We start from the raw sequence: 24897 nt of genomic DNA on the forward strand, positions 1-24897 counted from the left end.
ATACCACGCGTTGCGAATCACTCTTAAATAGTTTGTTATGTGTTCCAACGTTTACTGTGATTTATCTCTGTAAAGCCTTTTAGATCATCATTTTCATCAATTTCAACACCCCAGTTATCGTAGCATGAATAAAAGTTATCTACGCCCAATGGCTTGTTGTCAAAGGGAGCCGTACCTCTAGAAAATTTAAAGAGTTGGTTCACGAGTCCTTGTAGCTCCGCTAAAGCAAATACTTGTGCCATCAAATTTAAGGGATCCTGAATCGTATGGCTATCTGCGGAAAAACTTTTAGCTAACAGCTCCATTCTCGAATGATGGATCTGTAACCTGACTAATATATATGCTAAATGTTCGGCAACCTCCGGAGATGCTTCAGAAATGCAGTCTTTAAAGACTTGTTGGTATCCAACTGGTAACTCAGGGCAATTCTCTTTTAATGGTGTTTTACAGTGATCACTTTTGTCTTTTGCTCGATCCCAAGCCTCATTTACCAATTTGGAGCTTTTCTCAAAGTAAGAGCACAATTCGGAGAGAGCTTGAGGAAGAAAAGCCTTTGCAGCAATGAAGTTTCTCTGTCGCCTTTTTTCTTCGGTATACATAACTGCATTCAAAGCAAAAACACTAGCGATAAAGGCTAAAATACCAGTGTTAAAAGATTGCCAAGTGTACCAAACAGCATGGACATGCCCCCAGTCACCTTGTGTTAATGGATAAATAACCATTGACACTAAGTACGGAATTCCAACAAAAAAACATAACCAATTTATTTTTACAACCCAAGACAATGAACTTTCTCCGACGTCTGACTGGACACATAACACCCTGTTAAAGTGTGAGCAACGCAATACCGATGGCCGCCGCATACCACCTGAATCACTAAACTCAACGCATAGTAAAAATGCCACTCGTTGAGAATCACTCTTAAATGCTTTGTTACATGACTTTTAGTGGCACTATTTCTTTGTGGGGGGTTAAAACGAACTCTTTAGAAGAGCAACAGATTATAAATTGGCGACCTGAACCACAAGGACACAACTCATTAGTTTCCATATGATCAAAGTTAGACCTAGGCTGCATATCAATCGTGTGATTAATTTCCCACCAGTAAAACAATGTTGGTAAGCCATCTACAATCATATCGAGAGGCTGATAATTGTAATGGGCAACGTCTTCCCCATTTTCACTTTTCTTAAATGGTACGCATATTTTTTGTACAGGATTAGGAACCATTGCGATGCCTAAAATCTCCATATCCTCAATAATGCGGTAGCATAATTTTCCATTATAGACCTCACCTACCAAATGAGAACAGGAGCTTCTTGGAGTTATGAGTTGTTTACATTCACTGCATCGTATTTTCTTTTCTAAAAACTCAGAACTAGCAAATATTTTATATGGATATACTTCTTGCCATAACGGAACTTGATGAACTAAGAAGTCGACATGCAATTGCTCAATATACTCATTAGGGATATGCTTCATTAGGTTTTTTAAGTTGATTTCACACCTTTCTAAAACACACCATGCTTCGTAGTACTTTTTTTTCTTTAACAAAGAAATAAAGTCTATATAGTTATTTTGCGCCAGATAAATAGTTTTCAAGATCCACAACTCTTTTGCATCTTCTTGCAAACCACCTTCAACTAGTCGCAATCGGACATTCTCTATTTTTTTCAAGAAAATGGCTTCATTTTGTCTAGTGTGCCGTCTTTTTGAGAAGTTTACTAATGAGGCTTTTATCTCAGTCGTTGTCTTCTGAAACAGCTTCTTTCGTTGGAGTAGATTCATTTATATTACAGTTTGCCAAAATGTTTTTAATCGATTCATTTATAGTTCCGAAGTCTTCTGCTGTACCATCATAATGGACTTCATAATTCTGGCATTCAGATTCTACGGAAATCGCTATAGTAACGTTATCTTCACCTTTAACACTTAGCTGATCATACATATAGTTAGTCAAAAGCCCTACAATTAACGGGGCGAAAACAACGTTTACAATAATTTTACCAAAACGAATTTTTCTCGAATATAGAGCGATTTCGCTATAACGCTCATCATCGATACAAATTTCAACAGTTCCCGTCCCCTCAATTTCTTTCTTTAAATAATTGTAGAGATCTAGGGTTCCTTGAGGAAAGGCGAAATCAACTTTACCTCTAAAGTTTTTAACTGGTAAAAACAATATACTTGAATTTTCTACAGTCTCCTTCAGACCCGAACTAAGAGACACATCTTCTATCCAGCTAGCTCTAGACTCTCCCGAAGTCACTACAATACTCATAAATCACTCCTTTACTAAGATTGATGTTCCTGTCGTGTAACGCTTATTAGACGACAAATTATCGTCTTTCACTTTATGCAATGCAGTAATTTTCATATTAATAAAACAGATAATCAATATGTTATGACACATAAAAAAATTTAGACTACAAGATGTCGCCTAATGATGGGAATGAACAGTTATCAACTTAATCAAATACATTTTAGTAGGGTAAACGTACGCCCTCTAAGTTGTGTAGAGTAATTTAATCTAAATGATGTTGGGGCTGAACCGATTTAGATCGATCTTTCAAGTCTATCCGCGCCGAGGAAATAAAACCGATTGGTTGCCTTCAGACTAATTCAATTTAGGATAAGAAACAGATCAAACTCATTTCAGTCCAGCACTGACTTAACTAACCAACGTTTCTGCCAGAAACGTTAGAAAAAAAAACAATTAATGAGTCTCAATAAGCGGCTGTAGCAATAATTTTCGACACTAACTCATCGCTAACAGCTTCCCCCCATTCACTCTCAAAATAACGATTCGGAAATGATTTTAAGCGTTCATCACAAGCAGCTTCTCCACACACAAACCATTGTGCATCTAATACGCTCGCATGTTTGAACATACGTCTAATTGGATCGCGATCATCAGGTCGCATTCTCCATGTTAAATCAACAAACGGCGCTAATTGCGCATCAGAGAACACATTATGTTTGATTAGCAACTCTCTCGTAAAACGAGTACCTATTGGATATAGGAGCAAATTAGCTTCTCTTGCTGCTTGCGCAAGCTTTTTGGCACTTTCTTTATCTGGCTCAACACTACTTAATAAAATATCTGTAGAACGAAAAGGTTTTTGATTTTCAAACCGTTCACGTACAGCATCGTGACAATTTAAGTAGTTGGCTGAATACAAAATTGAAAATGAGTCAAAATATAGAATTTTCATTGATATCTCCGTAATAAGCCTAAATATATAGCAACACTATATTAGTGTGATTAAATAGCTTGCGCGAAATAAACATTAATAGAGAAATTGTTTTGCAAATGAAACTTCAGAACAAAAATTTAGCCAAGCATTCATCAGCCAGAGAGCTTGGTACTTCTCTGGCAATTTCATTCATTCGTCACTCACTTTTGCTGTTTTGTTGCAAGAGGTTCGGTTAGCTGTTCAACCGTCATCCCATGCTGTGTCGCGTTGTATAACCAAGTATGGAATTGCTCAAGAAGCTTATTATTTTCCGCTTCAAGTCTTGCAATGGTTCGCTCGCGTTTTTCTAACTGGTCAGCAGCAGCCTTTAAGCTAGATGGTAGATGTCTATTACGTGCAGCAATAGCTTTAGGACTATTGCCCGAAACAAGTGCCTTAACCTCGGTAAAGGCGTTTTTAATACGTATTTGCTTTTGCAGTGTTTGCCTAGTGGTAATAAGTCTGTAATCATGCGCCACAGCTTCTACCAACCTATCCCACGTAAGCTTTGAATCCATAGGCCAATCATCTAGAAGCTCACAAACGTTACTAATATCCTTATCTGTTAAATGCTTAGCCATAATCAGTCCTCAAAAAAATCTATACAATCCAAATCATCCATAGCCTCAAATAGCTCATCATCAATATCTGACTTTGAATTACTCTCAATCCCAATCATTTCATCAACCGAAACTCTCTGATTCGCTTTGATTCTTTGGAAATTTTCAATTTTAGGTAAACGTTTTTTACCATTGGCATCCATTGCACGATCTAACTGGGTATCATCCTCTAAGTTAACCAGCTTGATAAGAGAGCCATCTTCGATGTTTGGATCTTCCATCATGGCAAGCAATTGCTCACAGCGCTCTGTGGTCAACTTCCTGCGTTCATAGAACTGCCGAGCCCCCTGAATCCCATCATCGACTGCTTTTTTGTCCATTTTGAGAAGTCTCTTTTCATCTTTCAAACGTGTGCGGATTCGCTCGCACTTACCATCATCGCCTTTCTCACAAACCTGCTGATCACAATTGATACAGTCTCGATACTTCGTACAAGGCTCTGCCATGTAGGACGTAACACACATACCAAATTCGTTCGTGTGTGCTGTCAACGCAGCTTTAGTGTTCAACTCTTGAAGTGTTCGAGGGGTAGCGATCTGAACCTGAATTTGAGTAGAACCCGTCGCTGGATTGACCATCAAGCCCCGAGATACAAGGTCTGCCTCATGGTCACATATGAAGTCAGCGCCATATTCCTCAGGCGTCGTGTGATCGTAATAACGGTTATGCCGAGGGTCACTTCGCATTGCCCAATTGGCTCGCTGCTCTCCATCCATACCGTTAACGGCGGCCATGGTGTCAAGCATATGCCGAATCTGGTGAGACGTTATCTTAAGATCCCCGTACCCCCAACGCTGGAACACGGATAATGCTCCTTTGGCTAACTTTCCGGTAGAACTCTTCTTTTTCGTTGGTGCGAGGTCTTCATTTAACGTATTGATAGTCCGGATTTTTAACTCCGTTTGAATTGTTGGTTTTATGGTGTGCAAACCATTAGCAAATCCAGCATACAATGCCTCAGACCATTTAACCTTGACGTGTCCATTGCCTTTTTTAAATGGAATGTACGGAAAACCCTCTGGAAGATCATTTCGGAGGATTGCATTCAACTCTCGAAGCGTAACCACGTAATCTTTCCTTTCAACTCCTTTGCGCTTTAAGAGTGAATTTCTAGACGAATACCACTTCTTACGATTCTCTTTATCAGAAATATCGCCATAATCTGATAAATCCAGTCCAAGTGCCATTGCGACCTCGTCCATCGTCAGGGGCTGATCTTCTGGTACATCCGGGCAAAGATCATGCCGTGGAAAATCTGGAATGTCTTCAAGCTGCTTCGCAAACTTCCGTGCAGGCTCCGACTGCTTCTGCAAACGTGCAATGGCAGCCTCAACAACGCCATACATGCACGATGGGATCCATTTGTGTGCGTGCCCAAAATCCTTGCCTGAATACCACTTAAGTCCTATGACACGGATAGTTGCATTGAGATCTAGCTCTTCTTTATCGTTGTCTGATTCTGTCTCCTGAGAGGATTTAATAATGCTGCCCGATTCGTCAAATACAGCACTATCAGTAGTCTTAGATGCGGTATCAAACTCTTTTTGGAATTCAAGAATTGCCTTCACATCATCTCTAGTAAAGCCTTCTATCTTGAGCACTTCCCAAACCCTCAACTCTTCATAATGAAGAGGGTCTGCAAGCAGGTATAACGGCTCAGAACCACGATTTGGTGCTGCCATCAACAGGGCCATTGTCGATGTTGTGAAAATATCGCGAGGACTGAGTTCTTCAGTTTTTCGAGCATTAATTGAAGCTAGTGCCATCAACGCATTATCGTCAGGCATTTTGTCCTGCCTTCTCTTGTCGGCATCATCATCTGTTGCTTGCTCAGAAGGCTTTTTGATTCCACTCTTCCACTTAAATGGCTTCAATAATTTGTATTCAATCAGAAACTCAAGAAAATTATTTAAACCGCGCCCAGCTTGATATGCCGCGCCTGCACCCAATGATTCTTTTGCTGCTCTTTGCGCAGCATCAAAGTCCTTTGCCGTAAGCTTGGCTGCGTCAAAAACCTCTCCCTTGTGTAGGAGCTGCCAACTTGCATTAATTGCACGCAGAGCTTGGAATTTAACGTTAAGACCTGCTTTTGTCCCTCCACCATACGTAACATAGGCTTTTGCAAAGGGAATTAAGGACTCATCCAGTAAATGCTCAGGATTTCTACTTTGGTTTGAGACACCAAAAATGTTGAAGTTACCTACTTTCTGCCAATAGTTTTGGTCGTACTCATATTTATCGTTGAGTGGTGCGATTTGACGCCCGAATTCAATGAAATCAGCTTGGTTCTTCGCATACTCAAGCTCGTGCTTAGGCTTAAAAATCAACACATCAGCCATCGTTATGCTCCCGACATAGCTGGATTACTTGGCATACCGCAAGGATGGCGCGGTCATTGATTGAGACGATTTGCATATCACCATTCGTATCGGCTATTAACCGCTCCCTTTCTTCTACGAGCCATTCAAGGATGAGGTGATGGGGAGCATTTGCCCACGGACGGAACTTAGGGCATAGATAGCAAGCAATAGGAGCGTAGTCTTGGCAATAGCTACTCGAACCACAGGAGCCAACATCGCACTCTTTTTCACGACACGGAATACGGGCTGCCCCTGCATTTTCAGCGTTGGCTTCGGCTTCATCTTCAACCAACTTACCTGCGAATACCGAGGCGTAACGAGCCAGCGGTTGATTTATAATTTTGGAAATGTGAACCGCATGTTCAGGCGCGTTAGCCACATACACATGAACATTTTGTGTATCAGAATGATCAAGCAGTGTGGCTATGGTCAGCGTACCTGCACCTTCCCTTGCAGCTCTAGTCCCCAAGGTATAACGAAAGCGATAGCTCGTTGACTTTAAAGGCTCACCTGTACGCTCACTGATGATTTCCAGCTTTTTAACCGCACCATTTAGATTGTCTGTCAGGTCTCTTGTTTTGCTATGAGGTAGCTCAGACTTCAAATAATCCATCAACGCATCAGGATTTATCGATTGCATTTCCTCAATCATGCCCACATCGATAAACAAAGGCAGTTCGCCTTTCTCTTCAAGTGTCATTTTTCGACCAAGGGCATCCTCCACCTTGGCTGTTTGTTCTTGGATATGCTGTTCAACGACCTGTGCCACTGAGTTAACCAAAGCATATGGTTTTAGGACACTACGAAACTTCCCGCCACGAACCTTTGCCTTAGGGATAAGCACCACATACATTAGCGTGCCCGTATACTTTGCGGAGTATGAGAAGTCTTTGCATTTGATTGATGCGATCTGCTCAGCACGCCGTCCCGAGGCTTTGAACATTGAGAGGCAAGCATATTCTTCAGTTGCCAGTTTACCTTCGGCATAGCGATGTGCAGCATGTAGCCCGATTGCTTCAAACTCTAAATCACTGAATGGGCCAGTCTCGGGATCGAGGGTAAGGACAGCCGCTCCTTTGTCGTTACCGCTTATGCGCCATTGGTCAGTTAATTTAAATACTGCATCATCAATATGCCTATCCAACCCGAGAAAGCGCATTTGCCGTACAAAGCCTCTAACATACGCAACTTTGTACTGGAGTGGTTTAGACATCTTGTTTTTGAAAGAGAGGAAGCCAATTTCCGAAAAATCACCACATCCAGACTCCCTCAAGTAAACTTTCAGCATATTAATTAGGTTTTGAACATACTTAGCTGAATGATGTTCTGCAAAATAAACAAGTGTTTCCCTGATATCATCTTGCAATGGCTGCTCAAAAGTGTTCAAAAAGCCTACCTGTGCGGTCACATTCCGATTGAGAGTCCATCGGTCGGAGAGGTAATCAAACTCAAAGCCATTGTGAGACATTGATATTGTTACCTTGCTATCGTTGGCAGCGCCAACACCCACAAAGTTCTGATTCAATTTATTATTCCATTACTTAGAGATATTCGTCGTACTGCCCGACGATTGAATTTATAGTGGTTGAGTTTTCTTCTTGAAGATCTAGTGCCATATCCATTGCACGTTTATCATCATGACGCTTGGCATAACGCTTTGCGCTCTTGGAGTTTTCTGTCCACCCCATCAACTTTTGCCTGTCGGCTTCTGACTTGGCTTCCGTTGTTTTGCCTTCTGCAATGCGTTTGTCCGCAAACTTACTGAACTTATCGTTCCATGTGTGACGAGCCGCATGGGGATGAACCCTAAACCCAACTACCTCAGAAATCTCACGAAATATCTTATTCACCTGAGCCATCGATAATGCAACATTGGTTTGTGTCTTATGATTGTGGGTAACGAATAAATACTTGATATGTTCAGAGCCACTGGCATTGGGACGGTAATGGATAAGATAGTTGTCATACATCTCTTTCAAGCGCTTATCCATCGGCACAAATCGTCCTTTGGTCTTCCCTTCTGGTCTGTGCTTGCGCTTATCGCTGTAGTCCGTTTGCGAACGGATCATCACAAAGTAACGACCGTTTTTTGAACGCTGTTTAATGTCTGACTGGTGTTTGTCTGTTTTCACTCGAATCTTGAGCAGCTCCCCACGCCGACAACCAAGGGAAAAAAACATGTTTACAATGAGTTGGTTTCGATAACGAACAGATTCAGATTTCCAAGGATTCTCTAACGAATCAGGGCGAACAACATCAAGAACTCGTATTTCCTGTACTGGCTCTAGAGATTTCCAGTCACCCCAATCGAGAGCTTCATCACTGGTGCCAAACTTATCCCCTCTGATTTTTTTCAACTCAAATTCAGCCGTGGAGTCTTTAGAGGGAAATAGCTCTTCTTCTAGCCAGCCAATAAATTGTGCAAACACAGTCAATCTGTTGTACGTCGTGTGTGGCGAGATATCACCTTCGGTATTGACGAGTATCTTCGCCCTCGCCGTTTCGAGGTTTTTTCTTCTTATGTTCAGAACGTTTGAGGATTTATGTCTGGTGACCATTTCGCGGAATGATTCAACAGTCAGGCTTGAGTGTTTCTTGATGTTCTCAAACTCTCTGTTTGTCAGGAAATCGCCAGTCTTGCATCGCTCGATCAAATCAATCTTTTCAAACTGACAGATTTCTTCTAGAAAGCGCAGGTGTTCAAAAACACTCTTACAGGTAGCATTTGCTTTGGATTGGTTTCGATAATGAAGGGTAACAAAGAGGTTATGGTAAGGCAGAGGCATACCATCCTCACCTAAAAGAATTGAGTAGCTTTCACCACTCGACATGCTGAATACTTTTGTCTTCATCTCATCCTTAACTCTAGACTTTCACACGCAAACTTAACAATTACTCAAGGTAACCTCAAAGCTAAAAAGTGAGCATAAAAAAAGTTTACAGAAGTTGCAACACTCACTGTAAACTTTTCATCTAAGCCTTTGCTATAGTTAACTTAAATTATAAAAGTTAACAAAACCAAGTCTCAAGTAATCGCTAGAATGGAATATCGTCATCGAAGTCCATTGGCGGCTCATTGTACTGCTGCTGAGGTGCAGGTTGTTGAGCTGGAGCTTGTTGCTGCTGTTGTTGTGGAGCAAAGTTTTGTGCTGCTGGCTGTTGTGGTTGACCCCAACTGCCTTGCTGCTGTTGACCGCCCATAGGAGCGCCCATACCTTGACCACCTTGGTTTTGACGGCCACCCAACATTTGCATAACGCCGTTAAAGCCTTGTACTACGATCTCTGTAGTGTACTGATCTTGGCCCTGTTGGTTCTGCCACTTACGAGTTTGTAGCTGACCCTCAATGTATACTTGAGAACCTTTACGTAGGTATTCACCAGCAACTTCAGCTAATTTGCCAAATAGAACCACACGGTGCCATTCAGTTTTTTCACGATTTTCGCCGGTTGCTTTATCACGCCAAGTTTCTGAAGTTGCAATGGTAATGTTTGCAACCGCACCGCCATTTGGCATGTAACGAACTTCAGGATCATTTCCTAGGTTACCCACTAGGATAACTTTGTTTACGCCACGACTGGCCATAGTTCACTCCAAATCTAATGGCGTACAAATAAAATGTATCGCCCTAAGCTAAGTTTACACTTAATCGTGCAGTTTATCATGGCAATGCTATTCAATGACAGAGCCAAGTTTGCAATAAAAGAAAGAAATATTCGTTTATGATTTACGAAAAAATTGCGTTTAATTCTTAATCTATGCACTGTATCTTTATACAGGTCATTCTTTCAAGACTTTTGTCTCTGTGTCATAATCATTTTTAATTAGTCAGCAGAATAAGCTTACAACAAATGGATAAAATCGAAGTCAGGGGTGCAAGAACCCATAATCTAAAAAATATTAATCTCACTATTCCTCGCGATAAGCTCATTGTCATTACAGGCTTATCTGGCTCTGGTAAGTCATCTTTGGCTTTTGACACCCTGTATGCCGAAGGTCAACGTCGCTATGTTGAATCATTATCAGCTTATGCTCGTCAATTTTTATCCTTGATGGAAAAACCTGATGTTGACCATATTGAAGGCTTATCTCCTGCGATCTCGATTGAACAAAAATCCACATCGCATAACCCTCGCTCGACCGTCGGCACTATTACTGAGGTCTATGATTACCTTCGTTTGTTATATGCCCGTGTCGGTGAACCTCGTTGCCCTACGCATAACGTAACGCTTGCCGCTCAAACCGTCAGTCAAATGGTCGATCAAGTACTGTCTCTTCCTGAAGGCAGTAAACTAATGATGCTGGCACCTATCATCAAAGAACGTAAAGGCGAACACGTAAAGACCTTGGCAAATCTGGCAGCTCAAGGCTATATCCGAGCCCGTATTGATGGTGAAGTTTGTGATCTTTCCGATCCTCCAACACTCGAATTACACAAAAAACACACCATAGAAGTTGTGGTTGATCGCTTTAAAGTTCGAGACGATCTACAACAGCGTCTGGCTGAATCATTTGAAACGGCACTAGAGTTATCTGGTGGTAATGTGGTTATTAGCCCAATGGATGGCGATGGTGAAGAGCTTGTCTTTTCTGCAAACTTTGCCTGCCCGCACTGTGGCTATAGCATGCAAGAACTTGAGCCTCGCCTATTTTCTTTTAATAACCCAGCTGGAGCTTGTGGAACCTGTGATGGTCTTGGAGTACAGCAATACTTTGATCCCGAACGCGTGGTTCAAAATGGCGAATTAAGTTTAGCCGGAGGTGCTATTCGAGGCTGGGATAAGAAAAACTTCTATTACTTTCAAATGCTCAAGTCTCTTGCTGAACATTATGATTTTGATGTCGATGCTCCATTCAACAGCTTATCGAAGAAAGTTCAAAACGTAGTACTTAATGGTTCTGGCACAACCAATATCGAATTTAAATACATCAATGATCGCGGTGATATCACGGTTCGCCGTCACCCATTTGAAGGTATTTTAAATAATATGGAACGCCGCTATCACGATACCGAATCTAACTCTGTACGTGAAGATCTTGCCAAGTTTGTCTCAACCAAACCTTGTGCGAGCTGTCATGGTTCTCGACTTCGCCAAGAAGCACGTCATGTTTTTATTCATGAAACGAACTTGCCGCAAATTTGCGAAATGAGCATCAATGAAGCGCTAGCGTTCTTTACCCAGCTAGAACTGACGGGGCAACGCGCTCAAATTGCCGAGAAAGTATTAAAAGAGATCCAAGAGCGTTTAAGTTTCTTAGTTAATGTTGGTCTAAATTATCTTAACTTATCACGCAGTGCCGATACTTTATCAGGCGGAGAAGCACAACGAATTCGTCTTGCAAGTCAAATTGGTGCAGGCCTCGTTGGGGTTATGTATGTACTGGATGAGCCATCGATTGGTCTTCACCAACGTGATAACGAACGCCTTCTTAAAACACTCACTCACTTGCGAGACCTAGGTAATACCGTGATTGTGGTCGAACATGATGAGGATGCAATTCGAGCGGCAGATTACATAATCGATATCGGCCCAGGTGCTGGTGTTCATGGCGGTAATATTATTGCTGAAGGCACATTAAAAGATATTTTAAAATCCAAACAGTCTCTTACTGGTCAATATCTCAGTGGTAAAAAGTCTATTGCTGTCCCTGAGCAACGCATCCCATTTGATAGCAAGAAGACAGTAAAACTGCTTGGCGCAACAGGTAACAACCTAAAAAATGTCGATCTTGAAATACCGGTAGGCTTATTTACTTGTATCACTGGGGTATCAGGTTCCGGTAAATCAACTCTGATTAATGATACTTTCTTTGAAATTGCCCATCATAAGCTCAATGGTGCCACCAGCGGCGATCCAGCTCCTTATAAAGAGATCCAAGACCTTGAGCATTTTGACAAGGTGATCGATATTGATCAAAGCCCTATTGGTCGTACACCTCGCTCCAATCCTGCTACTTATACAGGGATCTTTACCCCTATTCGTGAGCTATTTGCAGGTACTCAAGAGTCTCGTTCTCGTGGTTATAAACCAGGACGATTTAGCTTTAACGTTCGAGGTGGTCGATGTGAAGCATGTCAGGGTGATGGCGTTATTAAAGTGGAAATGCACTTCTTGCCTGATGTGTATGTCCCTTGTGACTCTTGTAAAGGCAAACGCTATAACCGCGAAACATTAGAAGTGCGTTACAAGGGTAAAACCATTGATGAAGTATTAGAGATGACGGTGGAAGATGCCCGTAAGTTCTTCGATCCGGTTCCCGTTATCGCACGAAAACTGCAAACCTTAATGGATGTCGGCCTCTCTTATATTCGCTTAGGCCAAGCCGCAACAACCTTATCTGGTGGTGAAGCGCAGAGAGTTAAATTAGCTCGTGAACTGTCAAAAAGAGATACAGGAAAAACCTTATATATTCTCGATGAGCCAACGACAGGTCTGCATTTCCATGATATCCAGCAGTTACTTACTGTACTGCATCAATTACGAGATCGTGGTAATACGATTGTGGTCATTGAGCATAACTTAGATGTGATTAAAACCGCAGACTGGATCGTTGATTTAGGTCCTGAAGGTGGTAGCGGTGGCGGACAAATTATTGCAACCGGAACACCAGAGCAAGTCGCACAAGTTGAAGGCTCCCATACTGCCCGATTCTTAAAACCACTGCTTACATCCTAATGTGAATTGACTCGCTTTTTTATCAAAATCAACAGGCTGGCACTACCCCAGCCTGTTTTTGTAGTAATATGCACAACCATTACTATTTTTTCTTCAATTTCAATCTCAAATTGGCTTGATAAAATTGAAATAAAACTGCACTAGGATTGCTGATGGCCGTTGTACAACTACAAGGAACCCGTCTAGAACCCCAACAAATTAGTAAACCGTTGGTTCGTTACTTTTTGGTTTCTATTGCTGCTCTCTTTTTGCTAGCAATGCACTATTTCCAACACAATCCTGGAGGTTCAGGTCTTGAACTCTCTTTTAACGTTACCAGTTGGATCCCTTTTAGTATTGCCATTGCTTTAGGATTGGCTGAGATCTGTCGACAGAAAATTTGGCGTTACTCCAAGCTAACCCTAATTCTACTGCTGTGCTGCGTTTTGCTCTCACTGCCCGTGTTCTACCCCAATGCCGATGCAAGTCAGGTCAGTTTTCGTCTTTTTACTCTCTGGAGTGGCTGGCTCTTTTTTGTCGCCTTACAACAATTTACCTTTACCCATAAGCAACGCCAACGCATTTTATGGTTTATCTTAGCTGGTATTTTAATTGAGACCCTCTTTGCATGGGTACAATTTCTCTATCTAAAACCAGGCAACCCTTTTGGCTACGATACCTTAGCTAATCGACCATACGGCATTTTTCAACAGCCTAATGTTATGGCTAGCTTTCTTGCGACAGGACTGGTTTTATCAGCCTACTTGCTTGCTCGTGTGCCAATGTATCGTGGAAAGTGGAACTGGCAACATCTTATTTTACAGCTCACCCCTGTGCTCATCATACCGATCTTAGTCGTCTTAAGTTCTCGCACTGGATGGCTTGGCGCAATCGTTGGTGTTGGTCTGATGATACCTTACCTCCACCGCTTTGCACCCAAGAAACTATGGATAGGTTGGCTATTAATGGTAGCAGCTGGTTTAATGAGTGCTTGGGGTCTTACCGCGGAACGCTCATGGGCTCCAGCTGATGGTCGAGTTAGCTTACAGAGTTTACGCTCAGTACATATTCCACAAGCTTTTGATATGTTTAAAGCAGAACCCATGACAGGCTATGGTTATGGACGCTTTGAAACCGCTTACATCACTCAAACCGCTATCTGGCATCACGACGATCCAAAGCTACCCGCAGGAGTACCAAGTTTAGATCATCCCCATAATGAATTGGTCTTTTGGGCAGCAGAAGGCGGTATTATTCCGTTACTTGGCCTATTGATTGCAGCCACGGCGGTCTTCCTTAAAATCAAAAAAGCGCGCCAAGGCACCCAACTTGCACTGATTGGATTATTTTTTCCTATCACCTTGCACACCCAGCTGGAATATCCGTTTTATCACTCGCTGATCCATTGGATCGTCTTTATTATTTTTATTTACTGGATCGATAATCTAACCGCCAAATACTATCGTTATCAGGCAACTTATGTTTTAACGCTAAAAGTCTTTAGTATTGCACTACCAATTGTGATCACCAGCTTTATGATCACCACGCTCTATTCCGGAGCTCAATTAACAAAATTTGAAACCAGTAAGCCGATTAACGTCGATTATTTAATGAAAGTGAATAACCCATGGGCATGGCAAAATCGCTTTGAATGGGACCTTCATGTAACGCAATTACAAATAGGTGTCGCGACAGAAAAGCCGCAACTTATTGAAGATTATATTAACTGGGCAACCATTAAGGCTCAAACTTGGCCTCGTCCAGCTCTGTATCAAAATCTGATCTTGGCTTATAACCAACTCAATAATCACAAACAAGCCGAACAGATAGAACAAGAGGCCCAATTTCTTTTTCCGAATATGAGCTTCAGTCACTCTCAAGCAGTAACAACTCAAGCGAAACCTCAATTGAGTCAAGCTAAATAGCAAAAACGGCGATAGTGATATCGCCGTTTTTTATTACCCAACCTAATAGCGACTCATCGCAAAGTTTGGGCTAATGCCTTAACACACAGAGCGACATTTTCAGCTCTAGCGCCATAACCCATCAAACCAATACGCCACGCTTTACCCGCAAGATCTCCTAACCCAGCACCAATCTCTAAGTTATATCGCTCCAACAATGTCTGCCTTACCGCAGCGTCATCAACCCCTTGCGGTATATAAACAGCATTTAACTGTGGCAAGCGATATGCCTCATCGACCACAAACTCAATCCCTAATTCCATTAAGCCAGCTTTAAGCTCTTGATGCATCTCTTGGTGTCGTTGCCAAGCGTGCTCTAATCCTTCTTGCTGCAATAACAACAAAGCTTCATGTAAGGCATAAAGGCTGTTAACAGGAGCAGTATGATGATAACTGCGTTTTGCCCCACCATTCCAATAACCCAGAACAAGACTTTGATCCAAAAACCAACTCTGTACTTTGTGCTGACGCGAAGCGATTTTCTCTAATGCTTTAGCCGAAAAAGTTAAAGGAGCAAGACCAGGCACACAAGATAGACACTTTTGACTACCAGAGTACACCGCATCGAGTTGCCATTCGTCCACCAGCAATGGCACACCACCGAGCGAAGTCACTGCATCAACAATGGTCAAGCAGTCAAATCGACGAGCAATTTCAGCCAAGGTTTTGGCATCGCTCAGTGCTCCCGTTGAAGTTTCAGCATGCACAAAAGCCACAATCTTAGCATCTGAATGTTGGTTCAAGGTTTGTTCTAATAATTCAGGAGAAACAGGTTCCCCCCAAGTATTATCAACCGTCACAGCAACCCCACCACAACGCTCAACATTTTCGACCATGCGTTGACCAAACACGCCATTACGACATACCACCACTTTATCGCCAGGCTCAACTAAATTAACAAAGCACGCTTCCATTCCTGCGCTACCAGGGGCTGAAACAGCAATCGTAAATGGATTTTGCGTTTGAAAGGCATACTGTAATAGCGCTTTTAACTCATCCATCATGGTGATAAATAAGGGATCTAGATGACCAATAGTGGGACGACTTAATGCTTGTAATACTTGCGGATAAATATCAGAAGGACCGGGGCCCATTAACACTCGACGAGGTGGCTGAAATGAGGTGATCGCCATAGACTTCACTCCTTGATTATTATGGTGTATTTCACGTTATCTTTGACAGAGTATGATGCAGCCAATCAGAAAACAAATTTATTTCCCATCTTAACCTTATTTCTCTCCGTTTTATTTTGTCCATTGCCCCTGTTGCAATAATTTTTCTTTTTCTGCATAAATATTTAGATTAGCCATTGACAAGGGTATGCCAAATCCTATTCGATGAGATTGTTTTTTGTTCATGTGAGATAAGTATTTCGCATTGCAGCAGAAGAGGAGCGTTACCCAGGCAGCAAAATTACGGAGCCCCACTCCTAGGTGATTTTGTCAGGGGGAGTAACGCCGAGATAGCATCAATTGGGGATTGTTGTTATCGGCCTTAAAGGTTGAATCCTTTGGGCTGTCACCTAATAGCCACGGTTTGGCTTAGGTGGAGAGCTTCTGATCACCATAGATCCCATTAGCATTCTGGCTAGGTCTCTGATCGGCTCTCCTGACAATTGGATGTTGGGAATATCCCTCCCGATAAATGTTTATTCATTATTGTTTTACTAAGGGGGATTCATTTATGAGTCTTGAACACAACGGAACTGCCTCTCACCCATCACTGACCGTCGCTAAATTTGGCGGAACCAGTGTTGCCGATCACCACGCAATGCAACTTAGCGCCCTGGTTGTTAAAAATAATCCAGCAACCAAAGTCGTACTCATTAGTGCCTGTTCCGGTGTGACCAATATTTTAGTGGAATTAGCGGCAGGAATTAGCGATCTACCACTTCGAGAACAACGTTTAGAACAACTGCGCACAATTCATCACAATATCGCTCAACAACTTCAATCACCTCAGCTTGTAGAGCCTCAACTAGAACAATTGCTGGCACAAGTTACTCAATTATCACAACAAGCAGCAACTCACCCGACACTGGCTCTAACTGATGAATTAGTCGCACATGGCGAATTACTCTCAACCTACTTATTTACTCAAGTTCTCAATGAGCTCGATGCCCCTAGTATTCGTCGTGATATTCGTCCGATCATGCGAACTGATGATCAATTTGGTCGAGCAACTCCAGATATTGCGGTATTACGTCAGCAAACCCAACAACATCTCATCCCGTTACTAGAGCAAGGTATCGTCGTATCTCAAGGCTTTATTGGCTCTAACGAAGCGGGGCAAACCACAACCTTAGGTCGAGGTGGTAGCGATTATAGTGCCGCCCTTATCGCAGAAGCGCTTGATGCTGAGACCTTAGAGATCTGGACTGATGTCCCGGGGATTTACACCACAGATCCACGAATTACGGCAGCAGCAAAACCGATCCAAGAGATCAGTTTTACTGAAGCGGCAGAAATGGCAACATTTGGCGCTAAAATATTGCATCCATCGACGTTATTACCAGCCATTCGTCAGCAAATCCCTGTATTTATTGGCTCATCAAAACAACCTGAGTTAGGGGGAACATGGATCCGCCAGCATGTTAGCGAAGCACCTCTATTTCGCGCTTTAGCCCTACGTTGTAATCAAACTATGGTGACACTCACTAGCTTAAATATGTTTCAAGCTTACGGATTTCTTGCCGAAGTCTTTCGCATTTTGGCAGCTCACAAGATCTCAGTCGACCTGATCACAACATCAGAAGTTAGTGTGTCACTCACCTTAGATAAAACCGATACCAGTGGTGGCGCACCTACCTTACCAGAAGCTGCTATTGCAGAATTAAACCAACTTTGTCGGGTCGATATTGAACAAGGCCTGTGTTTGGCGGCGCTGATTGGTAATGGGATGAGTGAAAGTAAAGGAGCAGCAAAACAAGTCTTTGGCGCATTAGCTGACTTTAACCTTCGCATGATCTGTTATGGTGCAAGTGCCCACAACCTCTGCTTTTTAGTCCAAGAACAAGATGCCAAAGAGATCATTAAAGTCTTGCATCAACAGGTGATCGAATAAAAAAAGAGATGAGATAAAAAAGGCGCTTTCGACAAAAGATAAGCGCCTTTTTCATATTGATTAATTTAAGTTAGGTCCAAGCCACTTTTCGATTTCTCGCTCATTCCACCCTTTACGGTTAGCATAATCCAGCGCTTGATCTTGCTGGATCTGAGCCACTGCGAAATAACGCGCCTCTGGATGCGAAAAATACCATCCCGATACAGATGCGCCCGGCCACATGGCATAACTTTCGGTCAAACTCATCCCCGTTCGTTCTTCAACCTCAAGTAACTGCCACAATGTTCCTTTCTCAGTATGTTCTGGGCAAGCCGGATAACCGGGAGCTGGACGGATTCCCTGATACTTTTCTCGGATCAAATCGTCATTAGAGAGATCTTCTTTTGGGCTATATCCCCACAACTGAGTTCGCACTTGTTGGTGAAGATATTCAGCAAATGCTTCGGCCAATCGATCTGCCACCGCTTGAATTAAGATCGCATTATAATCGTCACCTTGAGCTTTAAATTGTGCCGCTAATTCACTCTCTCCAATTCCTCCTGTTACGGCAAAAGCCCCAATCCAGTCAGGATGTTGTGAGGATTTAGGCGCAATAAAATCTGATAAACAGTAGTTGGCTCCTTTAGGTTTTGCGGTCTGTTGACGCAAATGATGCAAACGAGTTAAGACATGCTGGCGTGATTCATCAGTGTAGACTTCAATATCATCACCAACACTGTTGGCAGGGAAAAACCCGCAGACACCGTTTGCCTTGATGATTCCCTCTTGTTCAATCTTATCTAATAGAACATTGGCTTCATTAAACAGTTTCGTGGCCTCTTCACCAACCACTTCATGACGTAAAATCGTAGGATACTTACCACTTAATGACCAAGTCATAAAAAATGGAGTCCAATCGATATATTGTCGTAATGTGGCAACCGAACAATCAATAATGGTATGTATTCCCTTGCTTTTCGGCTGTGGCGGTTGATAGGCTTGCCAATCGATATGAGCACAATTCTCCCTTGCTTGTTCCAGCGTAATCGGGGCTGAACGCGGCTTTTTCCGACTGTGTTGATCGCGCACAACCTCATACTCTTTATCTAAACGAGCAATAAAATCTTCTCGTTGAGTCTCGGATAACAGAGCAGAACAAACACCTACCGCTCTTGAGGCATTAGAGACATACACCACAGGAGCGTGATAGTTTTGTTCAATTTTTACCGCAGTATGCGCTTTTGAAGTAGTCGCTCCACCAATCAATAAAGGAAGCTCAAAACCTTGGCGCTCCATCTCTTTGGCAACATGAACCATTTCATCCAACGAAGGCGTGATCAAGCCACTTAATCCAACAATATCGACCTGCTCTTCTTTGGCAACTTTTAAGATCTGTTCACACGAAACCATCACGCCTAAATCGATAATTTCATAGTTATTACACTGCAATACTACACCCACAATATTCTTGCCAATATCATGAACATCCCCTTTTACCGTTGCCAATAAAATCTTACCGTTTGAACTTCCAGCCTGTTTTTCAGCATTAATAAAAGGTTCGAGGTAAGCAACCGCTTGTTTCATCACTCGGGCAGATTTCACCACCTGAGGCAAGAACATACGCCCTTCACCAAAGAGATCCCCTACCACATTCATTCCTGCCATTAAAGGCCCTTCGATGACTTCTAACGGTTTAGCGGCTAATGCTCGGGCTTGCTCGGTATCTTCAACAATAAATTCGGTTATGCCTTTTACCAAGGCATGCTCTAATCGTTTTTCAACAGGCCAACTGCGCCACTCTTGGGCCGAGCGATCTTCCTCTACTTTACCTGTACCGCGGTATTTCTCAGCAATATCCAATAAACGCTCAGTACTGTCTTCACGTAAATTAAGGACAACATCTTCTACCGCTTGACGTAACTCTTGTGGCAAATCGTCATAAATAGCCAGTTGCCCTGCATTAACGATCCCCATATCCATGCCTTTTTGAAAGCAGTAATACAAGAAAACAGCATGGATCGCCTCACGAACAGGATCATTCCCACGAAAAGAAAACGACACATTCGACACGCCCCCTGAAATCATCGCATGGGGCAGTGTTGCTTTTATCTCACCAACGGCTTCAATAAAATCAACCGCATAATTGTTGTGTTCTTCAATTCCCGTAGCAACAGCGAAGATATTAGGGTCGAAAATAATATCTTCAGGCGCGAACCCAACTTCATCAACTAAGATACGATAAGCCTGAGTGCAAATCTCAACTTTACGCTCACGGGTATCAGCTTGCCCTTCTTCATCAAACGCCATCACAATCACAGCGGCGCCATAACGCTGAATCAGCTTAGCTTGCTCAATAAACTTCGCTTTACCTTCTTTTAATGAAATGGAGTTAACAATCGGCTTACCCTGTACACATTGAAGTCCAGCCTCAATCACCTCCCATTTAGATGAATCGACCATAATAGGAACTTTGGCAATTTCAGGTTCTGTCGCACAGAGGTTAAGAAAACGCACCATGGCCGCTTTAGCATCTAGCATTCCCTCATCCATATTGATATCGATAATTTGAGCGCCAGCTTCAACCTGCTGACGCGCAACTTCTAGTGCTTCATCGTATAGCTCTTCTTTTATTAAGCGTTTAAAGCGAGCAGAACCGGTCACATTGGTACGTTCACCAACATTAATAAACAAGGAGTTCTTTTCTATATTGAGTGGCTCTAAACCAGATAAACGACAAGCTACAGGTATGCTAGGCGGTGTTCGCGGTTTAATATTCTGAGTAACTGCCGCCATCTGTCGAATATGCTCAGGTGTAGTACCACAACACCCACCCACTAAATTTAAAAAGCCACTTTGCGCCCATTCTGCGATATGTTCCGCCATCTCTTCTGGTTCCAGATCATATTCACCAAAGGCATTAGGCAATCCAGCATTAGGGTGAGCAGATACCGAGCATTCTGCCAGTCTAGAAAGTTCCGCCACATACTGTCGCAGTTCATCTGGTCCAAGCGCACAATTAAGGCCAAAGGAGATCGGTTTTACATGTCGTAAAGCGTTATAAAAGGCTTCGGTTGTTTGGCCCGATAATGTTCGGCCTGAGGCATCCGTTATCGTTCCTGAAATCATTATCGGAAGTTGATAACCCAATTCATCAAATACACTTTCAACCGCAAAGGCACATGCTTTAGCATTCAGCGTATCAAATATGGTTTCAATCAAAATTAGATCAACACCACCTTTAATTAGAGCTCGTGTTGATTCACTGTAAGCAATAACTAATTGCTCAAAGGTGATATTACGAAATCCTGGATCATTAACATCAGGAGAGATTGAACAAGTGCGATTAGTTGGACCAAGAACACCGGCTACAAATCGAGGTTTATCCGGAGTACTCCATTCATCAGCCGCTTGGCGAGCCAACTGTGCAGCAACCAAATTTATTTCAGCACTAAAATCTGCCATTTCATAATCGGCCATTGCGATTGTCGTGGCATTAAACGTATTTGTTTCTAAAATATCCGCACCTGCGGCCAAATATTGTTGATGAATATCAGTAATAATTTGCGGTTGGGTTAATACCAGAAGATCATTATTACCTTTAACATCACAATGCCAATTAGCAAAACGTTCACCTCGATAATCCGATTCCGCTAATTTATAACCCTGAATCATGGTGCCCATACCACCATCAATAATCAGGATTTGTTCGGCTAAACGTTGCTGCAGTAAGTTAAGTCCTTTTACCACGCTCACATATCCTTATCGTTTTCTTATTAACATCATCCTAACACAGTTAATGTGGAAATCTAGACGTCTAAAACAATTTCAATTAACAGTTTTTTGACCAACTAACTGAAACTTTTTTAAACAAACCCCTAGGCTCAGCTAGGATATTTTGTGACAATTTACATCTTAATTATTCACTCTCATTTAGAGGTTATGCATGTCGGTCTACAGTACCCTGTGCTATCTTGCCGCAGCTGCAATGTTGATTGCTTTTGTGAACAGTAAGATAGGTAAGATGCAAACCACCATTGCAATTACTGCTGGCTCTTTGATTCTGTCTCTTGGCATTATCATTGCGGGCCATAATGGTTGGTTTCATTTAGAAGATATTGCGGCAACACAGTTAAGCGAAATCAATTTTGAAGATTTTCTTCTAAAAGGTATTTTAGGTTTCCTACTTTTTGCCGGTGGTCTGGGTATTAAATTACCTCATCTTGAAGATCAGAAGTGGGAAATTACCCTACTCGCTCTTGGCGCAACGCTCTTTTCTACGTTCTTTATTGGCGCCAGTCTGTGGGGGATCTGTCAACTATTGGGAATTGGCTTAGATCTGATCTATTGCTTACTGTTCGGAGCCCTGATCTCTCCAACCGACCCAATTGCTGTATTGGCAATTGTGAAAAAGCTCAATGCGCCTCGTCGTATATCAACTCAAATTGAGGGCGAATCACTATTTAACGATGGCTTCGGTCTGGTTATTTTCGTCACGCTATTTACCATTGCCTTTGGTAGTGAAACACCAACAGTTTTAGGCGTAGGTCATCTATTCGTTCAAGAAGCACTAGGTGGTATCGCTTATGGCTTCGCTCTTGGTTTGATCTTCCACTATCTGATCAGCTCAACCAATGACCATTCAATGGAATTACTGTTAACTTTAGGTATTCCAACAACAGGCTATGTCTTCGCTCAATATCTGCATGTATCAGGCCCTCTAGCTATGGTTGTTTCCGGTATCATGATTGGTAACTGGACTCGTTACATTGGCTTTTCTAAAGAAAGTGAAGAACACTTAGATCATTTCTGGGAGCTGGTTGATGAATTCTTAAATGGCGTACTATTCCTATTGATCGGTATGACCATGCTGCAATTTAGTTTCCACCAAGAAGATTGGGTATTAATGGCAATTGCTGTTCCTCTGGTACTTTTAGCTCGTTTCTTAAGTGTACGTTTGTCTTACGTTGCTTTTAACCGCTACCGTACTTACAACCCATTTTCAGTGAAAATCTTAACTTGGGGTGGCTTACGTGGAGGACTAGCTCTAGCAATGGCGATGGCAATTCCAGCGGGAACATTAGTCATCCCAGAAAAAAATATTGATGTAAGAGAAATTATACTGGTCATGACTTATGCCGTTGTAGTTTTCTCTATCTTAATCCAGGGCTCGACTATTACTCCGTTAATTCAAAAAGCTAAAGCCTGGGAAGCCGCTCAGAAATAACAATTCGATATACGATAGAGAGAAAAATTTAAGACCTGTATCTTCGGATCCAGGTCTTTTTTTATCGCGGAGTATTTCGGTTATGCGTATCGCAGCAAGATAATAGCCCTAGACCTTTATCTTTAGCTCTTATTCATCCCGAGTAAAATTCGCTTCAGAGAAGTTATCTAAATCATATGGTGTTTGCTGGTAAACACAGTAATTAAGCCAATTGGAAAACAGCAGATGACCATGACTTCGCCAACTGGCTCTAGGAGGATTTCTAGGATCGTCTTCTGGATAATAATTTAGTGGCAGGTTCGGCTCTAACCCTTGCTCGACATCGCGAACATATTCGTTATGTAATGTATCAACTTCATATTCAGGATGACCAGTAACAAAAACATTTCGCTTATCGGGGGTCGCCGCCATATAAACCCCGGCAATTGATGAGGTTGCGAGAATATCTAAATCGGTATGTTGGGATAAAAAAGTAGGTGAAAAGTCAGCATAGCGAGAATGAGGAGCGAGAAAAGTATCATCAAACCCCCGCAGAAGTGGATGATGATGGTCATGTATTTGATGTTGATAGACCCCAGAAAGTTTCTCTTTACGCGTTCGTTTCGGCAAATCGTACAACAACTTTAACCCAGCTTGAGCAGCCCAACAGATAAATAAGGTTGAAGTCACATGATCTTTGGCCCAGTTCATAATAATCTGAATCTCTTCCCAATAAAGAACATCTTCAAATTGCACCAAGCCTAATGGTGCTCCGGTCACAATTAATCCATCAAAATTTCGCCCTTTGACCATTTCAAACTGACGATAAAAGGTATCTAAATGCTCTTGAGGGGTATTTTTTGTTGGTCGATTGTCTATACGCAATAGTTCAATATCAACTTGTAGCGGACTATTAGAGAGCAAACGTAAAAATTGGGTTTCCGTCTCGATCTTTTTCGGCATCAAGTTAAGTAATAATACTTTCAGTGGACGAATACCTTGGCTTGCAGCTCGTGCCTCCGTCATAACAAAGATATTTTCACTTCTCAGAATATCTGTCGCCGGTAATTGATCTGGGATCTTTATTGGCATCGTGGTTTACTCCTTTAACCTTTATATTTTAGCCATCCAGACAGCTAAAGTATAAAAATCTATCGTAAGGAGCAAGTGCTTTACTGAGAAATCATTTATTTTGTACGTGATTAACAATTTTATAGGGCAGAAACGAGAAAACCCAGCCATTAGGCTGGGTTTTGAAAGAGTGTTTAGCGATGTCCTACTCTCACATGGGGAGACCCCACACTACCATCGGCGCTGCTGCGTTTCACTTCTGAGTTCGGCATGGATTCAGGTGGGACCACAGCGCTAAGGTCACTAAACAAAATAGATGGTGCTAGTACCCAGATTTGAACTGGGGACCTCACCCTTACCAAGGGTGCGCTCTACCAACTGAGCCATACCAGCACACTAATTTGTTTTTATTCTAGATAACTAACAATCTAAAATAAGAAATTGGTGCTTGGCGATGTCCTACTCTCACATGGGGAGACCCCACACTACCATCGGCGCTGCTGCGTTTCACTTCTGAGTTCGGCATGGATTCAGGTGGGACCACAGCGCTAAGGTCGCCAAGCAAATTCGTTTATTTCAAGCTGTGCTTGAAATAGCAATCTGGGAAAGTTAACTAGTTCTCAAACTTACATTCAAGTGTTTGTGGAGTCCGATAAAACCCCTTGGGTGTTGTATGGTTAAGCCTCACGGGCAATTAGTACAGGTTAGCTCAACGCCTCACAGCGCTTACACACCCTGCCTATCT

16 protein-coding genes, 1 tRNA gene, 2 rRNA genes and 1 riboswitch are annotated in these 24897 nt (G+C 42.4%); of the genes, 4 read left to right on the plus strand and 15 right to left on the minus strand.

Going from position 1 to position 24897, the window contains the following annotated elements; translation table 11 throughout:
- Positions 1-35 precede the first annotated feature (35 nt).
- The 9 genes from CTN07_RS06710 to CTN07_RS06755 all read right to left on the minus strand — a co-directional run bounded on the left by CTN07_RS06710 (position 36) and on the right by CTN07_RS06755 (position 9801).
- The gene (locus CTN07_RS06710) at positions 36-785 is read right to left on the minus strand and encodes a hypothetical protein (RefSeq protein WP_232282466.1); all 750 of its coding nucleotides are present in this window, start codon (positions 783-785) and stop codon (positions 36-38) included.
- A gap of 148 nt (positions 786-933) precedes the next feature.
- Positions 934-1677 (minus strand): SEC-C metal-binding domain-containing protein, encoded by a 744-nt coding sequence (locus tag CTN07_RS06720; RefSeq protein ID WP_198137219.1) that lies wholly within the window; start codon positions 1675-1677, stop codon positions 934-936.
- 64 nt (positions 1678-1741) lie between these two features.
- A complete protein-coding gene (locus tag CTN07_RS06725) occupies positions 1742-2281 on the minus strand; it encodes a hypothetical protein (RefSeq protein ID WP_050787784.1) in 540 nt (179 codons plus the stop codon).
- A gap of 445 nt (positions 2282-2726) precedes the next feature.
- Positions 2727-3215, minus strand: a complete 489-nt coding sequence (locus tag CTN07_RS06730) for a hypothetical protein (RefSeq protein WP_036764732.1) — start codon at positions 3213-3215, stop codon at positions 2727-2729.
- Positions 3216-3397: 182 nt separating this feature from the next.
- Positions 3398-3817 (minus strand): hypothetical protein, encoded by a 420-nt coding sequence (locus CTN07_RS06735; protein ID WP_036764730.1) that lies wholly within the window; start codon positions 3815-3817, stop codon positions 3398-3400.
- A gap of 2 nt (positions 3818-3819) precedes the next feature.
- Positions 3820-6195 (minus strand): hypothetical protein, encoded by a 2376-nt coding sequence (locus CTN07_RS06740; protein ID WP_005303586.1) that lies wholly within the window; start codon positions 6193-6195, stop codon positions 3820-3822.
- Complete coding sequence (locus CTN07_RS06745; protein ID WP_172460610.1) at positions 6188-7741, minus strand: site-specific integrase; 1554 nt, start codon at positions 7739-7741, stop codon at positions 6188-6190. Before CTN07_RS06745 ends, CTN07_RS06740 begins: the two co-directional genes overlap by 8 nt.
- Positions 7742-7757: 16 nt before the next feature.
- Positions 7758-9068 (minus strand): tyrosine-type recombinase/integrase, encoded by a 1311-nt coding sequence (locus CTN07_RS06750; RefSeq protein WP_005303578.1) that lies wholly within the window; start codon positions 9066-9068, stop codon positions 7758-7760.
- Positions 9069-9252: 184 nt separating this feature from the next.
- A complete protein-coding gene (locus CTN07_RS06755; protein ID WP_005303576.1) occupies positions 9253-9801 on the minus strand; it encodes a single-stranded DNA-binding protein in 549 nt (182 codons plus the stop codon).
- Between the two features lie 266 nt (positions 9802-10067).
- Between CTN07_RS06755 and uvrA the strand changes: the two genes are divergently transcribed.
- Both uvrA and CTN07_RS06765 read left to right on the plus strand, forming a co-directional pair.
- Entirely contained in the window at positions 10068-12893 is a 2826-nt protein-coding gene (uvrA, locus tag CTN07_RS06760) for an excinuclease ABC subunit UvrA (protein ID WP_005303573.1), read from the plus strand.
- A gap of 152 nt (positions 12894-13045) precedes the next feature.
- Positions 13046-14797, plus strand: coding sequence for a PglL family O-oligosaccharyltransferase (locus CTN07_RS06765; RefSeq protein WP_005303572.1), 1752 nt, complete (start codon positions 13046-13048; stop codon positions 14795-14797).
- Positions 14798-14850: 53 nt separating this feature from the next.
- On the opposite strand, the gene CTN07_RS06770 is transcribed toward CTN07_RS06765, so the two are convergent.
- Positions 14851-15969: a pyridoxal-phosphate-dependent aminotransferase family protein gene (locus CTN07_RS06770; protein WP_005303570.1), complete on the minus strand. Its 1119-nt coding sequence runs from the start codon at positions 15967-15969 to the stop codon at positions 14851-14853.
- Positions 15970-16214: 245 nt separating this feature from the next.
- A riboswitch (Lysine riboswitch) is annotated at positions 16215-16400 on the plus strand.
- Between the two features lie 119 nt (positions 16401-16519).
- Here CTN07_RS06770 and lysC point away from each other — a divergent pair.
- Positions 16520-17899 carry a lysine-sensitive aspartokinase 3 gene (gene lysC, locus CTN07_RS06775; protein WP_005303568.1) on the plus strand — a complete coding sequence of 460 codons (1380 nt, stop codon included), beginning with the start codon at positions 16520-16522 and terminating at the stop codon, positions 17897-17899.
- Positions 17900-17959: 60 nt separating this feature from the next.
- Here the strand turns inward: lysC and metH are convergent, their stop codons facing one another.
- Positions 17960-21625, minus strand: a complete 3666-nt coding sequence (metH, locus tag CTN07_RS06780) for a methionine synthase (RefSeq protein WP_005303565.1) — start codon at positions 21623-21625, stop codon at positions 17960-17962.
- A gap of 196 nt (positions 21626-21821) precedes the next feature.
- Here metH and CTN07_RS06785 point away from each other — a divergent pair, with 196 nt between their 5' ends.
- Positions 21822-23102, plus strand: a complete 1281-nt coding sequence (locus tag CTN07_RS06785; protein ID WP_005303562.1) for a cation:proton antiporter — start codon at positions 21822-21824, stop codon at positions 23100-23102.
- A gap of 129 nt (positions 23103-23231) precedes the next feature.
- On the opposite strand, the gene metA is transcribed toward CTN07_RS06785, so the two are convergent.
- From metA to rrf (CTN07_RS06805), 4 genes are all read right to left on the minus strand, one after another.
- Positions 23232-24173: a homoserine O-acetyltransferase MetA gene (gene metA / locus CTN07_RS06790; RefSeq protein ID WP_005303559.1), complete on the minus strand. Its 942-nt coding sequence runs from the start codon at positions 24171-24173 to the stop codon at positions 23232-23234.
- Positions 24174-24344: 171 nt separating this feature from the next.
- Positions 24345-24460: ribosomal RNA gene (rrf, locus tag CTN07_RS06795) — 5S ribosomal RNA — on the minus strand.
- Between the two features lie 9 nt (positions 24461-24469).
- Positions 24470-24545, minus strand: a tRNA-Thr gene (locus tag CTN07_RS06800).
- A gap of 53 nt (positions 24546-24598) precedes the next feature.
- A 5S ribosomal RNA gene (rrf, locus tag CTN07_RS06805) occupies positions 24599-24714 on the minus strand.
- Between the last annotated feature and the right edge of the window lie 183 nt (positions 24715-24897).

Source organism: Photobacterium damselae, assembly GCF_003026815.1.
Classification (GTDB): domain Bacteria; phylum Pseudomonadota; class Gammaproteobacteria; order Enterobacterales; family Vibrionaceae; genus Photobacterium; species Photobacterium damselae.

Excerpts from the sequence above, each read along its gene's own strand:
- lysC (WP_005303568.1), top strand. The coding sequence starts at position 16,520 with ATGAGTCTTGAACACAACGGAACTGCCTCTCACCCATCACTGACCGTC.
- CTN07_RS06725 (WP_050787784.1), bottom strand. The coding sequence starts at position 2,281 with ATGAGTATTGTAGTGACTTCGGGAGAGTCTAGAGCTAGCTGGATAGAA.
- CTN07_RS06730 (WP_036764732.1), bottom strand. The coding sequence starts at position 3,215 with ATGAAAATTCTATATTTTGACTCATTTTCAATTTTGTATTCAGCCAAC.
- CTN07_RS06740 (WP_005303586.1), bottom strand. The coding sequence starts at position 6,195 with ATGGCTGATGTGTTGATTTTTAAGCCTAAGCACGAGCTTGAGTATGCG.
- CTN07_RS06755 (WP_005303576.1), bottom strand. The coding sequence starts at position 9,801 with ATGGCCAGTCGTGGCGTAAACAAAGTTATCCTAGTGGGTAACCTAGGA.
- CTN07_RS06750 (WP_005303578.1), bottom strand. The coding sequence starts at position 9,068 with ATGAAGACAAAAGTATTCAGCATGTCGAGTGGTGAAAGCTACTCAATT.
- CTN07_RS06765 (WP_005303572.1), top strand. The coding sequence starts at position 13,046 with ATGGCCGTTGTACAACTACAAGGAACCCGTCTAGAACCCCAACAAATT.
- uvrA (WP_005303573.1), top strand. The coding sequence starts at position 10,068 with ATGGATAAAATCGAAGTCAGGGGTGCAAGAACCCATAATCTAAAAAAT.
- CTN07_RS06785 (WP_005303562.1), top strand. The coding sequence starts at position 21,822 with ATGTCGGTCTACAGTACCCTGTGCTATCTTGCCGCAGCTGCAATGTTG.
- metA (WP_005303559.1), bottom strand. The coding sequence starts at position 24,173 with ATGCCAATAAAGATCCCAGATCAATTACCGGCGACAGATATTCTGAGA.
- CTN07_RS06735 (WP_036764730.1), bottom strand. The coding sequence starts at position 3,817 with ATGGCTAAGCATTTAACAGATAAGGATATTAGTAACGTTTGTGAGCTT.
- CTN07_RS06770 (WP_005303570.1), bottom strand. The coding sequence starts at position 15,969 with ATGGCGATCACCTCATTTCAGCCACCTCGTCGAGTGTTAATGGGCCCC.